Origin of the sequence: Streptomyces sp. HmicA12, assembly GCF_000373565.1 — a bacterium.
GTDB lineage: Bacteria > Actinomycetota > Actinomycetes > Streptomycetales > Streptomycetaceae > Streptomyces.
Genome location: NZ_KB891803.1, coordinates 42,799 through 56,203 on the forward strand (window position 1 = coordinate 42,799; position 13,405 = coordinate 56,203).

Here is a 13,405-nt window from a genome sequence, read left to right on the forward strand (position 1 = left end):
GCCCCCGCCACACATCGAGTCCAGGAGGACCCACTGTGCGACAGGGGTCCGGGGAGCCGGGATGCCGTTGCCGAGCGGGGCACGCGGACGGGCTCAGGCCTCCGGTGGCTGAGGCGGCATCGGAGGAGCCGTGGGCACGGCCGGCTTCTCCTCGCGCGCCGCAGTGCGCAAGGCGTACGCCGCGACGCCCAGCACCACGGCGATCACGAGCGCCGCTGCCCAGTCCGGCATGCCGAGTGCCAGCACGAGCCCGAGCGCGAGGGACACCGCCGCCCCGGCGTAGAGGGCGGCCGCTGCCGCACCCGAGTACAGCGCTGCTTTGCGCCGCCGTTTGCGCGTGCTTTCCCGTACGGCCTGGGCCAGTTCGGCCCGGAGCGCCTCCCGGACAGCCCGCGTGACCTGTCCGGTCAGTTCGTCGGTCAGTCGTTGGTCGATGCGTTCCATGGGCCCCCGGGTACCCAAGGGTCGGACGTCGTAACGAGGCCGCTCGGCCCACCCCGCGGCACGGGCGAGCATCGCGGTAGACATGGGCAAAGTGGCGTGGTGGGAGGGGAGTTGGGCGGTTCGGGTACTTCGGCACCGATGTGCGGAAGGAGGCCGCAGCCCGGGAGTGACCTCGGGCGTCGTCGTCCTTGCGGCCGACGTGGCCGAGACGCGTGTGAGGCCGGGCGTCCGTACGCCCGGCCTCACACGCGTCTCGTATCTCCTCGGGGGACGACTGCGCCCACTTCGCGACGCCGAACCCGGCGCGGACGAGTGCCGCGCCGGGTTCGGCCATCGGTCCTGAAGCAGGCGCCGAGCAGACCTCAGAGGCGCCCGCCCGTGGCGCGGGTCAGCGGCCCCTGACCGCGCTTGGCGCCCGCCCTGCCGAGTCCGTAGGCCCCGGCCAGTGCGGCTATCAGGCCGCCTCCGGCACCCACCACTATCGCCTGGTGATGACGGACGGCGGTCCAGGCCGTCGAGGCGATCCGTACCGAGCGGCCCGGCACGGTCGACAGGAAAGCGCCGCTTTCCTTGGCCTTGGTGCCGATGGCGGTGACGCGGCTGGTGGTCGCGTCGGCCGCGTCAGAGGCAACCGACGTGGCGCCGCCGACGGCCTGTGTCGCCGCGGTGCGGGTCTGCCGCCCTGCCGACTGTGCCGCGTTCCCGGGCCTGTTGTTCTTTCTGGTGGATCCCGTGCTCTTCGCGGTCGTGTCGTTCTTAGCGCTTTCAGCCATGTGTTCCGTGTAGCCCGCTTCCCGTCGGCGAAACGTGGTTGTGGGTTACGGGAATCTCGACAACACCCTCCTTGCGCTCAGGGGGTTCGGTCGCAGTGCTGTGCCCGGGGCATGCTCACAGGCCGTTCGTCCGTTTCGCCTCCTCCTCGTCCTCCTCGTCCCATGCCCGCGTGTCTCGGGGTTCGATGAACGGCTCGGCCTGTTCCGGATGACCTCCGGCCATGGCACGCTGCCGGGCCATTTCCGCGTCGAACTCCAGGCCCAGCAATATCGCGAGATTGCTCAGCCACAGCCAGACGAGAAAGACGATCGCGCCGGCCATGGCCCCGTAGGTCTTGTTGTAAGAGGAGAATCCCGCGGCATAGAAGGTGAATCCGGCTGACGCGACGAGCCACACCAGCAGGGCGAGGAACCCGCCCGGGGTGACCCAACGCCAGCCTCGCCCCTTGACGTTGGGCGTCGCCCAGTAGAGCAGGGCGATCATGAGTACCAACAGCACCGCCAGCACCGGCCACTTGACCACGGTCCAGATCATGAGCGCGGTGTCGCCGAGGTGGAGCAGGTCTCCCGCTTGTCGCGCGATGGCTCCGGTGAAGACCACGATGAGCGCACTGAACAAGGCCAGCACCATGAGCAGGATCGTCAGGCCGACACGCAGCGGGAGAACCTTCCAGAAGGGGCGTCCCTCCGGTACGTCGTAAATCTGGTTCGCCGTCCGGACAAAGGCTCCCACATATCCCGAGGCCGACCAGACCGTCAGGACCAGCCCGACCACGGCCATGATGGAACCGATGCCTGCATTACCCCGTAGTTGGGTCACGGTTGTGGTGAGAATGTCCCGGGCGGGGCCGGGGGCCAGCGTCTCGAAATTGTCCAGCAATTTCTGGGTGACCTTCTCTCCCGCGGCACCCAGGAGCGACACCAGTACGAGCAGGGCGGGAAACAGTGAGAGCACACCGTAATACGTCAGCGCTGCCGCACGATCGACCAGCTCGTCCTTCTGGAACTCCCGAAAACTGCGTTTGAGCACCGCGATCCATGCGTGTGTGGGCAGTTCGGCCGGAGAGTCGGGTGCCGTCCGCTCGACTTCCTGCGTCGGACCGAAATCCTCCGGACCGTTCTGCTTCGCTCCGCGCTTCGCTGCGGAGTCTTCCGTGCTCTTGTGATCCCACATGCCCTACGCGTGTCCCTCCTGAGCGCAGCCACGCATGCGTCCCGGACGCGGGTCCTCGGTGTGGCGTAGATACGCCGTACATCCTCGATGCCGCCCGCGTGCGGGGGCCGGCTCCGGGAACGAGGAGTCCCTTGCGGCACGACTCCCGTTGTCGCGTTCGAGCCGCGGCACGAGCGGCGCCCTACGGAGGTCGGTCATGCCGCAGCTCAACGGATTGCACGACTTCGGCGCCCTGCGCTTCGGACACCAGGCCGAGATCCGGCGCGACGCCGTGGAAAGCGTTCGCGACGCGGTGCGGGAGAGCGACGTACGCGACCTCTACATCGTGATCCACGGAGCGCACAACGACGAAGCGGTGACACGGTCCGTCGACGAGGCGTTCGGGAAGCTGCTCGCGGACGTGTGGGGGCGGTCCGCGGACCGGGCGGGGGTGCTCGGTGTGCACTGGTCGTCGTTGTGTTTCAGGGACGAAGGGCTGCCCCTCGACGAGGCAGGGGCGAAGGGAGCCAGCGGCGAGGGGCCGGGCATCACACCGGCGTTGAGAGAGGACCTCTTCCGCGCGCTGCCCGACAGCGAGGGTCAGTTGACGGAGATCCTTGCTCTGCTCGACGAGCGCCCGGCCCGTGAGTCGGCGTTCGACAGTCTGGGCTCCGCCCTGCGGAGTCTGGCGGAGATCCCGCTGCAGGACCCGCTGGCCGGGTTCGCGGCGGACACCCGTGCCGAAGTGGTGCCGCAGACCGATCCGTTGATGCTGTTCGAGGACACGCGGACGATGTGCGCCGAATTCGCGGGCGCGCTGAACGACGTACGCCGCTCATTGGAAGAGAGGTCCGGAAAACCCGCACGGCACGAGTCCGGCATCGGCGAATCCGCCGTATCGGAGGAGGGCACGCTCCTGGAGAGCCGGGTGACCGGTCCGCGTCCGGCGCAACCGCCCAGTGAGCGGGTGCGTAGAGTCGGAACGACCGACGGTGGGCATGCGGCGGGGTACGGGCGCGCCGCGCAGGACCACGCGGAACTGTGGGACGGGGCCCACGAACTCTTCCGTCAGGTGATCCGGCATGTGCTGCGCCGCCGGGCGGGGTTGGTGGGGCAGGAGGGCTTCGGCCCCATTCTGCCGATGCTCGTGGAGGGCTCCGACGTACGCCTCCACGTGATCGGTCATGGTCTGGGCGGGCGCCTCGCGGGGTTCGCCCTGCGCGGTCTCGAGGTGAGCCCCTCGGAACCGGTGCTGTTGGATTCCCTCACCTTGCTGCAAGGGGAGATGTCCCATTTCGCGTTCGCGGGCAGCCTGCCTCAGCAGGTCACGGGCCACGGGGCGTTGTGGGGTCTGCAACGGCTGGTACGGGGACCGCTGATCTGCACGTTCTCCCATCTCGACTTCCACCTGGGCGTGATGTACCCACTGTCGGCCCAGATGATCGGCGACTCGTCGGGACTCGTCAGCACCTCGCGTAAATGGGGGGCGCTCGGTTTCGACGGCGTTCAGGGCGTCGACGGACCAGCACCGATGACCTTGCGCGACGCGACGGAGCAGCAGTCACTGATGCAGGAGTCACAGGCGGTGACGTACCTGAACGTGGACGCCTCCGAGGTCGTCCGGTGCGACGAGCTGCCCATGGGGGGACATCACCACGTCTTCCATCCCCAGGTGGGGCGGTTGCTGTGGCTGGCGGCCCAGCGGTAGGGCTTGAGGCTCGGCGGGCTGATCAGCCCGGCCAGACGCCCGTCAGCCGCTTCGTGGTGCGCGCGCCGCCGCGTTCGACGGCCGCCCGCACCACGGCGAAGACGGCACCCTGCAGAGCGGCGGCGAACAGGATCTCCTGCCAGCCGCGGTCCTCGTCCGTGGCATCGGGGGCGTCGTCCTCGTGGCCGAGCCGCTCCCACACCTTCTGGAAGACGAGGCCGGCCGCCGCGCCGGACGCCATACCGAGCACCAGTCCGACCGGCTTGTAGGCGATCTTCACTGCATTCACCGGTGTCTCCTTTCCCGCGCCTCGCCAACAGGGCGAACGCGCTGCTCGCCCTCGAGGCCGTGATCATGAGGGTCTTTCAGGTGGTGTCGCGACCGCGTGCCCCGCGCCCGGAGGGGCAAACCGGCACGGATCCATCGCAGCGCAGAGACCTTTCGCCGGTACTGCGGCGCCGTCGTGGCGGAGCTCTCTCGTTGCCCCGGATACGGGCTGTGATGCTGGAAGTCGCCGGTCGAGCGGGTCCGCTGGAGACTCGTACCGAGCCGTGAGTGCCGGAGGAGCGATGGCTGCTCGCAACCGGATCCTTGGCTGGCCCGCCTGTCGCCGGTTCACCGGGTCCGACCCGCTGGGGCGGGGCTCGGCCGCGATGTCGCCCCGTAGCAAGAGCCTGCGACCCCGGTCGAACTGCGTGGGGGTGCGTACCGCATCCGAGTACCCATGCAATTCAGCACATACCCCAGGAACTGAGTGTCGCGTTCCCGGTCGCCGGAGGCCGATCCCTCGTCCTCGACCGTGAAGGCATGCGCCGGCGCCGCAGGCAGGGCCGTCACATCGTTCGGCGTACTTTGCGCGGTCACGGACACGGAGCCATCGATCCTGCTGGTCGTCGGCGCGGGAGCTGAGGCCGGCCCGTCGGTCCCGCCGGAGGAGGCCTCGAACTCGGCGGTCCAGACGCTGGTGGGCGCGCCGGTGGCCGCGGGTGGGTCCGAGGTGGGGGAGCGGTCCGGAGGGCGGGCGTCGTACTCCATTCCATGGCAGGGGCCAGGAAATCCTGGTTCAGGATCCCTCCGCGCGGAGCGGTGCGAAAGTCCTGGCAAAGGGCAGCAGCCCGCCCTTAACTCGACGGTATGGGGTACTCGCGCCCTCATCCACAGCATCGACAGGGCCGGGCGTCGCCTCTGACCGGCCCGCAGAGTTCAGAAGGATGGAGGTGGCGGTCGTGTCGAGTACCCAGTCGCCCGATGCCGGACCCGGCCAGGGCAAGAAAGTCGCCGGCCAGGAACCAGTGAGCGAGTTGGTTCAGCGGGCTTCGCAGCAATTGTCCGAGCTTGTGCGAAGCGAGCTGAGGCTGGCGCAGGCGGAGATGAAGCAGAAGGGCAAGCACTACGGCAAGGGGGGCGGCCTGTTCGGCGGTGCCGGCATCGTCGGCTTCCTGACTCTGCAGGCGCTGGTCGTCACGGCCATTGCCGCGCTGGCGGTGCCGCTGCCTGTGTGGACGGCCGCGCTGATCGTCACCGCTGTGCTGGCTGTGGTCGCCTCAGTTCTGGCAGTGATCGGCAAGAAGCAGGTTGCCCAGGCCGCGTCCCCAGCACCCACACGGACGATCGAGAACGTCAAGGCCGATGTAGCCACGATCAAGGAGAGTGCGCACCGATGACCCAGCCGCCTCACGATGAGCCGACCGCATCGACCACTGACGAACTGCGCGAACAAGTTGAACAGACCCGGGCCGGGCTCGGAGAGACGGTCGAGGCGCTCGCGGCGAAAGCCGATGTCAAGGCACGAGCCCAGGAGAAGGCTGCGGACGCCAAGGAACAGGCAGCCATGAAGGCCCGCGGACTGAAGGAGCAAGCCACGGTCAAGGCCGGGGAACTGGAGACGAAAGCCGCCGAACTGCTTCAGCAGGCGCAGGACAGGGTGCCCGATTCGGTGAAGGACAAAGCGTCCCGGACAGCCGAGCACGCCCGGGCGACGACAGCCCGGGTCGGACAAGTCTGGGACGAGAAGGCGCCCGAGCCGGTGCGGGAGAGGACAGCCCAGGGGGCACGAGTGGCGCGGGAGAATCGCAGCGCGCTTCTGGCCGCGGCAGGTGTGGCGGTTGTCTGGCTGGCCTATCGCCACCGCAAGAGGTGAGTCGTGGGTTCTTCCACCCGCACGCCGCCGACCAAAGCCCTTGCGACCGCTGCCCGGTGACCCGCGCCTGAGTACGCGTACTCAGGGAGCCTGCGTCGCAGCACCCTCACGGGACCGTGGCGCGGTCCCGAGGATGAGACGGCCCCGCCCCGCTCGGAAAGAGGTAGCCATGGGTCGTCAGCTGCAGTTGCGTGCCGCCACACCGGAGGACCGCGACTGGATCCATGAACTGCGCCACCGGGTGTACGCAAGGGAGTTGGGCCAGCACGCGCCCCACCCGGCCGGGCGGCTGACCGACGGCCTCGACGGCGACAACGTCTACCTGGTCGCCGCCCGCGGCGAGGACCGGGTCGGGTTCGTGAGTGTCACGCCGCCCTGGGTGGGCCGGTTCGGCCTGGACAAGTACCTGACCCGGGACGAACTGCCGGTGCTGGACGAACCCGACGCCTTCGAGGTGCGCATCCTCACCGTCGAGCCGGGCGAGCGGTCGAGCGCGGTCGCGCCGCTGCTGATGTACGCCGCCCTGCGCTGGATCGCCTCCCGCGGCGGCCGCCACGTCGTCGCCATGGGCCGCACCGAGGTGCTCGGCCTGTATCTCGCCGCGGGCCTGCGCCCGGTCGGCCGCACCGTGCGCAGCGGCGCGGTGACGTTCGAGGTACTGACCGGCGGCGTGGGCGAGTTGACGCGCCGGGCGCTCGATCGGCACCGCGCCACCGTGGAGCGGCTGCGGTCCGCGGTCGACTGGCGGCTCGACGTACCGTTCGCCCCGGGCCCGGACGGCTGCGAGCACGGCGGCGCCTCCTTCACCGCCGTCGGCACCGACTTCCGTACCCTGCACCGCCGCCGGCAGATCGTCGCGGCCGACGTCCTGGACGCCTGGTTCCCGCCCGCGCCCGGGGTCCGGGCGGCACTCACCGACGACCCCGGATGGCTGGCCCGCACCTCACCGCCGACCGGCGCCGAGGGCCTGGTGGCCGAGATCGCGGCGACCCGCGGACTGCCGGAGACCACGCTCGCCGTCGGCGCCGGATCGTCCGACCTGATCTTCCGGGCCTTCGGACAGTGGCTGACCCCCGACAGCCGGGTGCTCCTGATGGACCCGGGCTACGGCGAGTATGCCCACGTCACGGAACGCGTGATCGGCTGCCGCGTGGACCGGCTGCGGCTGCGCCGCGCCGACGGCTGGCGGATCGACCCGCAGCGGCTCGCCGCGACCGTCGCCACCGGCCGCTACGACCTCGTGGTGGTCGTCAACCCGAACAACCCCACCGGACTTCACGCGCCCGCCGCCGAACTGGGCGCCGTGATCGCCGCGGCACCCGCCCGCACCCGCTGGTGGATCGACGAGGCGTACCTCGGCTACGTGGACGAGGCCGAATCGCTCGCGCCGCTCGCCGCGACCGACCCCCGCGTCGTCGTCTGCACCTCGCTCTCCAAGGCGTACGCCCTGTCCGGCGTGCGGGCCGCCTACCTGGTGGCCGAGCCGGATACGGCCCAGCGGCTGCGGCGCTGGACGCCGCCCTGGCAGGTGAGCCTGCCCGCGCAACGGGCCGCCGTGGAGGCGCTGCGCGACCCCGCGTACTACGGCGAACGCCGGCGACGGACGCAGGTCCTGCGCCGCCGACTCGCCCTGGAACTGGCCGAGTTGGGGGAGAGCGTGATCGTCGAGGAAGGCGTGGCGAACTTCCTCAACGTGACCCTGCCCGCCGACGGCCCGAGCGCCGCGCAGCTCGTGGCCGAGTGCCGACGCCACGACGTGTACCTGCGCGACCTGTCCCCGCTCTCCGCGCTCTACGAAGGGCGCACCCTGCGGATCGCCGTGAAGGACACCGCGGACAACGCCCGCGTCGTGGCCGCCTGCCAGGCCGCCCTGGACGTGCTCCTGCCACCGGTACCCCGCCCGGCCGTGCTCGCCGCCGGATGCGCGCGGTGACATCGGTCGCTTCCCTGGCACCCTGGCTCGGCGGCGCGCTGGCCCTCGCGGGCGTCGCCGTGGTCGCGTCGCGGCGCCGCGAACTGATGATCCGGTGGTGCGCGTGGGCGGTCGGCGTGCCCCTGATCACCGGCGCTTTTTGGCTGGGGCAGCCGGGCGCCGCGGCCGTCGCGGGCGCGGCCGCACTGATCGCGGCCCTCGAACTCGGCGGACTGCTGCGCCTGCCCCGCTCTGACCGGGCGGTACTCGCCGCCGCCCTCACCGGCGTGATCCTCACCGCCTGGCTCACGCCCGGGCAGCTGCCGCGCGCGGTCGCGGCCGGGGCCCTCGCGGTCGCCGCGGTGCCGCTCCTGTCCGGCGACGCCGACCACGGCCTGCGCCGCGTCAGCGGTGGACTGCTGGGCCTCGCCTGGCTGAGCGTCCTGGCGGCACTCGTCCCGCTCGGCGCCGACGGGCTCGCCCTGTTCGTCGCGGTCTCGGTCGCCGACATCACCGCCTACTTCGCGGGACGGCGGCTCGGCGGACCCCGCCTGTCACCGCTGTCCCCGGCCAAGCGGTGGAGCGGCACCCTGGCGGGCGCAGCGACCGGCATCGGAACACTCGGCGTCCTCGGCGCGGCGAGCTGGCAGGCGATGGTCGCCGTCGCGGTCGGCGGACCGGCGGGCGACCTCGTCGAATCCATGGTCAAGCGCGGTACGCAGGTCAAGGACGCGGGCCGCTGGCTGCCCGGCTCCGGCGGCCTCCTGGACCGCGTCGACTCCCTGCTGGGCGCGCTGGCGGTGCTGGTCGTGCTGGGCTGAGTCCGCGGTGCCGCGGGTACGCTGCGGGACAGGAGGTGGGACATGCGCGACGACGCGGACCCGGGACTCTTCGGACCCGACTCGGTGACCTGGCAGGTCCACTCCGACCCCATGATGTGGGTCGCGGGCATCCGAGCCCTGTACTTCCAGGCACTGCACCCCCGCGCCGTGCGCGGCGTCATGCAGAACTCCGACTTCCGGCGCGACGCCTGGGGCCGGCTCATGCGCACGGCGAGCTTCGTCGGGACGACCACGTACGGCACCACCGAGACGGCCGAGAAAGCCGGCGCGCGCGTCCGCAGGATCCACAGCCGTCTGAAGGCCACCGACCCGGACACCGGCGAACAGTACGGCGTCGACGAACCCGCCCTCCTGCTGTGGGTGCACTGCGCCGAGATCGACTCGTACCTCCACGTCGCGCGCCGCTCCGGCTTCCGGCTCACCGACGCGCAGGCCGACCGCTATATCCACGAACACCGCACCAGCGCCCGCCTCGTCGGCCTCGACTCCGACGAAGTGCCGGGAAGCCAGGCCGAGATGAGGGAGTACTTCGAGAAGGTGCGGCCCGACCTGGCCACGGGACCCGAGGCCCGCGCCGTCGACGACTTCCTGCAACGCCCGCCGACCCACCCGCTGTTGACACCCGCGCGTGCGGTGCTCTGGCGGCGCGTGGCGAACCTCGCGTACGCGTCCCTGCCGCCGTACGCCCACACGCTCTACGGCAGGCCCGCTCCCGCCCCGGCCGTCGTCACCCGTCGCCTGCGCGCCACCGGCACCGCGCTGCGCTGCGTCCCCGACCGTGTCCGCTGGCAACTGCCCCCGAAACACATCCTGCGCGCCATGGCACGACTCGGTCCCGACGCGCGCCCCGCCCCGTACAAAGTCGGGAGATGGGTAGCCATACTGGACTAGGGCCTGGCGACGCGCACTCCCGTCGGCAGGGCCGGCCGGGGAGGGCGCGGGCGAGCTACGGGGGCGAAGGCGGGACATGCCGGAGTCGGGGGAGACGCGGGACGACATCAGGCTGATCCACGGGCGGTACCGACTGCTCGACGTGATCGGCCGCGGGGGAATGGGCGAGGTGTGGCGGGCGCGCGACGAGTCGCTCGGGCGGCACGTCGCCGTCAAGTGCCTCAAACCGCTGGGGCCACAGCGCGACCAGTCCTTCACGCGGGTGCTGCGGGAGCGCTTCCGCAGAGAGGCCCGGGTCGCCGCGGGCCTCCAGCACCGCGGCATCACCGTCGTCCACGACTTCGGTGAGTACGAGGGCATCCTCTACCTGGTGATGGAGCTCCTGGAGGGCAAGAACCTGAGCCAGCTCCTGGAGGACAACCGGCACCACCCGTTCGCGGTGGACGAGGTCGTCGACGTCGCCGACCAGGTCGCCTCCGCCCTCGCGTACACCCACGAACAGGGCATCGTCCACCGCGACCTGAAACCCGCGAACATCGTCCGGCTCGGTGACGGCACGGCCAAGATCTGCGACTTCGGCATCGCCCGGCTCGGCCATGACATCGGCTTCACCTCCCGGCTCACCGGCACCGGTATCGCGATGGGCACCCCGCACTACATGTCGCCCGAGCAGATCGGCGGCACCCACGTCGACCAGCGCAGCGACCTGTACTCGCTGGGCTGCGTCCTGTACGAGATCGCCACCGGCGCGCCGCCGTTCGACCTCGACGACGCCTGGGCCGTGCTCGTAGGGCACCGCGACACCCCGCCCGAACCGCCGCGCGGCCACCGCCCCGACCTGCCCGGCTACGTCGAGCGGATCATCCTCGACCTGCTCGCCAAGGACCCCGACGAACGACCGCGCGACGCAAAGGAGTTGGGGCAGCGCATCACCGCGGGACGCGCTGGACGCGCGACGTACGTGCCCACCGTGCGCGCCGCGCAGGTCGTGCCGCACCCCGCGACCCGGGTCGTGAGCGAGCGGCCGGCCCCGCGCGAGCCGCGCCTGCCGTCCTGGACCCGCGGCATGACCACCGGGCACAAGGCGACCGGCGGCTCCGGCCTGCGTGCCACCCCGCCCGACGCGGCGTCCGGCCTCTCCGGGGACTGGGTCCCGCGCCCCGCCGTCCCGGCCGGCCCTCGCGCGACACCCGCGGAACCGGTCGAACGCCCCACGCCCGCACCGGAGTTAGTGGCCAATCTCGCCACCCGGCACAACGCCGGGCTCAGTCTCGGCAGGCTCGGCCGCTGGGCCGAGGCGGGCGAGGTGCACCGGGCGGTCGCCGCCGAACGGGAGCACGCGCTCGGCCCCGACCACGCCGACACCCTCGCCAGCCGCTACGAGGTCGCCTTCACCCTCAGCCGCACCGGCCGCGCCGCGGACGCGCTGCGCGAGTACCGGCGCGTCGTGGACGGCCGTGAGCGGGTGCTCGGACCCGATCATCCGGACACGCTCGGCGCGCGCCAGGAAGTGGCGTACGTCCTGGGTAAGTTGGGTCGCCACTTCGAGGCCCATCAGGCCTACACGGCGGTGCTGGCTTCCCGCGAGCGCGCGATGGGCCCCGACCATCCCGACACCCTGCGCTGCCGCCACAACCTCGCCTTCAACCTCAGCCGTCTCGGTCGCCTGGAGGACTCGTACCGGATGGCCGGCGAGGTGGCGGCCGCCCGCGCCCGCGTCCTGGGCCCCGACCACCCGGACACCCTGGTCACCCGCTGCGAAGTCGGCTACACGCTGGGCCAGTTGGGCCGCTGGAACGAAGCCCTGCGGGCCTACCGCGAGGTCGCCCGGGCCAGGGCCCACGCCCTCGGCCCCCAGCACCCCGACACGCTCGCCGCCCGCTACGAGGTGGGGATCAGCCTCGGACGCCTGGGCCGCAGCTCCGAAGCCCTCACCCTGTACCGCGACCTGATCGACGACCGCACCCGCGTCAACGGCCCCGACGACCCCGAGACCCTGCGCGCCCGCCACGGCCTGGGCGTCAACCTCGGCCGCATGGCCCGCTGGGAGGAAGCGCTCGCCGAGGCCCGCGACGTCTGCGCGATCCGCGAGCGGGTCCTCGGCCCCGACCACGTCGACACCCTCATCAGCCATCGCGAGGTGGCCGTCGGTCTCGGCTGGCTGGGCCGCTGGCAGGACGCCCTGACCGAGTACCGCAAGGTGGCGACGGCCCGCGCCCGCGTTCTCGGCGAGGCCCACCCCGGCACCCTCGCCAGCCGCAACGACGAGGCGCACTGTCTGGAGCAGCTGGGCCGCGGCCCGGAGGCGGCGGACCTCTACCGAAGGGTGGCTGCCCTCCGCCGGCGTGGGTAGTAGCCCGGTCGGTGCCGGTTCTCGGAAGGAGGCCCGTGATGATCAGGTCCGCCCAACGGACGGAACGCGTCGCGGTCGTCGGGGCAGGTGTCGTCGGGGCCTGCGTGGCGTGGAACCTGTCCCGGCAGGGTGCCGAGGTGGTCCTCATCGACGCGGGCCGGCCGGGGGAGGGCGTCACCAACTGGTCGTTCTCGTGGGCCAACGCCAGTAACAAGACCGTGACCAGGGCCTACTTCGACCTGAACGTCGCAGGTATGGAGGCGCACCGTGAGCTGGCAGGGACGGTCGGGCCCGACGCGTGGTGGTACCCCAGTGGCCATCTGCGCTGGGCGGACGACCCCGCGGCGGAGTCGAAGCTCCTGACCACGGCGGGGCTCCTGGCCGTCTGGGGCTACCGGACGGAGGTGCGCACGGGCGCCGAGGTGCGCCGCCGGCTCGAACCCGCCCTCGCGGTACGGGACGAGGCGGCCGTCGTGTTCTACCCCGACGAGGCCTGGGTGCACGGACGGCATCTCGTCGGCCGCCTCGTCGAGGAGGCCGACGCGTGCGGCGCCGAGTTGCGCTCCGGCACCGCGGTCCGTGACATCGGCACTGGTTCCGACGGGGGCGTTGGCAGCGTCGGCCTGGCGGACGGCACCCGTATCGACGTGGATGTCGTCGTCAACGCGGCAGGTCCCGGCGCCCACGCCGTCGCCGCACTCGTCGGACGTGAGCTGCCGATGCGGCGCGAACCCGGCGTCGTCACCAGGCTCGGCTGCGCGCGGGTCCCGGTCCACCGGGCCATGCACGCGCCACACGTCGAGATCCGCCCCGACGGCGACGGTTCGGTGGTGCTGCACAGCCGCGAGGTCGACGCGCTCATCGACACGGAGCAGGGTCCGGCGGACCTGGCCCGGCTGCTCCACGCAGAGGCCCGGCACGTCGTGCCCGAGCTCGGCGACTCCCGGATCTCACGGACACGGGTGGTCGAGCGGCCCATCCCCGCCGACGGGTTCCCCTCCGTGGGCGCGGTGCCGTCCGTGCCGGGCTACTACGAAGCCGTCACCCACAGCGGAATCACCCTCGGGCCGGTACTCGGCCGGCTGCTCGCGTCCGAGATCCTGACCGGGAAGAGCGACGACCTGCTGACCGGCTTCCACCCGGAGCGCTTCTCCGGGTGACCCCCACCCCCTGGCTGACCCGCACACCC

At 71.7% G+C, this 13,405-nt stretch carries 12 protein-coding genes; 8 read left to right on the top strand and 4 right to left on the bottom strand.

Annotation, left to right across the window (positions count from 1 at the left end; translation table 11 throughout):
• Window positions 1–93 precede the first annotated feature (93 nt).
• From B072_RS0112290 to B072_RS0112305, 3 genes are all read right to left on the bottom strand, one after another.
• Window positions 94–444, bottom strand: a complete 351-nt coding sequence (locus tag B072_RS0112290; RefSeq protein WP_018530247.1) for a phage holin family protein — start codon at window positions 442–444, stop codon at window positions 94–96.
• A 362-nt stretch (window positions 445–806) separates the two neighbouring features.
• Window positions 807–1,217: a hypothetical protein gene (locus tag B072_RS43060; protein ID WP_043243833.1), complete on the bottom strand. Its 411-nt coding sequence runs from the start codon at window positions 1,215–1,217 to the stop codon at window positions 807–809.
• 115 nt (window positions 1,218–1,332) lie between these two features.
• Window positions 1,333–2,391, bottom strand: a complete 1,059-nt coding sequence (locus tag B072_RS0112305) for a YihY/virulence factor BrkB family protein (RefSeq protein ID WP_018530250.1) — start codon at window positions 2,389–2,391, stop codon at window positions 1,333–1,335.
• 196 nt (window positions 2,392–2,587) lie between these two features.
• On the opposite strand from B072_RS0112305, the gene B072_RS0112310 reads away from it, so the two are divergent.
• Window positions 2,588–4,078, top strand: a complete 1,491-nt coding sequence (locus tag B072_RS0112310) for a hypothetical protein (RefSeq protein ID WP_018530251.1) — start codon at window positions 2,588–2,590, stop codon at window positions 4,076–4,078.
• A 22-nt stretch (window positions 4,079–4,100) separates the two neighbouring features.
• Here the strand turns inward: B072_RS0112310 and B072_RS0112315 are convergent, their stop codons facing one another.
• On the bottom strand, window positions 4,101–4,367 hold the full coding sequence (locus B072_RS0112315) for a DUF4235 domain-containing protein (protein ID WP_026245745.1): 267 nt from the start codon (window positions 4,365–4,367) through the stop codon (window positions 4,101–4,103).
• Between the two features lie 1,003 nt (window positions 4,368–5,370).
• On the opposite strand from B072_RS0112315, the gene B072_RS0112325 reads away from it, so the two are divergent.
• The 7 genes from B072_RS0112325 to B072_RS0112355 all read left to right on the top strand — a co-directional run bounded on the left by B072_RS0112325 (window position 5,371) and on the right by B072_RS0112355 (window position 13,376).
• The gene (locus tag B072_RS0112325) at window positions 5,371–5,742 is read left to right on the top strand and encodes a phage holin family protein (RefSeq protein WP_018530253.1); all 372 of its coding nucleotides are present in this window, start codon (window positions 5,371–5,373) and stop codon (window positions 5,740–5,742) included.
• A complete protein-coding gene (locus B072_RS0112330) occupies window positions 5,739–6,218 on the top strand; it encodes a DUF3618 domain-containing protein (RefSeq protein WP_018530254.1) in 480 nt (159 codons plus the stop codon). The genes B072_RS0112325 and B072_RS0112330 overlap by 4 nt, the downstream gene beginning before the upstream one ends.
• A gap of 169 nt (window positions 6,219–6,387) precedes the next feature.
• Window positions 6,388–8,151, top strand: a complete 1,764-nt coding sequence (locus tag B072_RS0112335) for a histidinol-phosphate aminotransferase family protein (RefSeq protein ID WP_018530255.1) — start codon at window positions 6,388–6,390, stop codon at window positions 8,149–8,151.
• Window positions 8,148–8,951, top strand: coding sequence for a phosphatidate cytidylyltransferase (locus B072_RS0112340; protein ID WP_026245746.1), 804 nt, complete (start codon window positions 8,148–8,150; stop codon window positions 8,949–8,951). Before B072_RS0112335 ends, B072_RS0112340 begins: the two co-directional genes overlap by 4 nt.
• A 42-nt stretch (window positions 8,952–8,993) precedes the next feature.
• Window positions 8,994–9,863: an oxygenase MpaB family protein gene (locus B072_RS0112345; protein ID WP_018530257.1), complete on the top strand. Its 870-nt coding sequence runs from the start codon at window positions 8,994–8,996 to the stop codon at window positions 9,861–9,863.
• A gap of 76 nt (window positions 9,864–9,939) precedes the next feature.
• A complete protein-coding gene (locus tag B072_RS0112350; RefSeq protein WP_018530258.1) occupies window positions 9,940–12,216 on the top strand; it encodes a serine/threonine-protein kinase in 2,277 nt (758 codons plus the stop codon).
• A 38-nt stretch (window positions 12,217–12,254) separates the two neighbouring features.
• Entirely contained in the window at window positions 12,255–13,376 is a 1,122-nt protein-coding gene (locus B072_RS0112355) for an NAD(P)/FAD-dependent oxidoreductase (RefSeq protein WP_018530259.1), read from the top strand.
• Window positions 13,377–13,405 lie beyond the last annotated feature (29 nt).

Coding starts and splice junctions, on each gene's coding strand:
- B072_RS0112290 (WP_018530247.1), bottom strand. CDS start 444: ATGGAACGCATCGACCAACGACTGACCGACGAACTGACCGGACAGGTC.
- B072_RS43060 (WP_043243833.1), bottom strand. CDS start 1,217: ATGGCTGAAAGCGCTAAGAACGACACGACCGCGAAGAGCACGGGATCC.
- B072_RS0112305 (WP_018530250.1), bottom strand. CDS start 2,391: ATGTGGGATCACAAGAGCACGGAAGACTCCGCAGCGAAGCGCGGAGCG.
- B072_RS0112310 (WP_018530251.1), top strand. CDS start 2,588: ATGCCGCAGCTCAACGGATTGCACGACTTCGGCGCCCTGCGCTTCGGA.
- B072_RS0112330 (WP_018530254.1), top strand. CDS start 5,739: ATGACCCAGCCGCCTCACGATGAGCCGACCGCATCGACCACTGACGAA.
- B072_RS0112335 (WP_018530255.1), top strand. CDS start 6,388: ATGGGTCGTCAGCTGCAGTTGCGTGCCGCCACACCGGAGGACCGCGAC.
- B072_RS0112345 (WP_018530257.1), top strand. CDS start 8,994: ATGCGCGACGACGCGGACCCGGGACTCTTCGGACCCGACTCGGTGACC.
- B072_RS0112350 (WP_018530258.1), top strand. CDS start 9,940: ATGCCGGAGTCGGGGGAGACGCGGGACGACATCAGGCTGATCCACGGG.
- B072_RS0112355 (WP_018530259.1), top strand. CDS start 12,255: ATGATCAGGTCCGCCCAACGGACGGAACGCGTCGCGGTCGTCGGGGCA.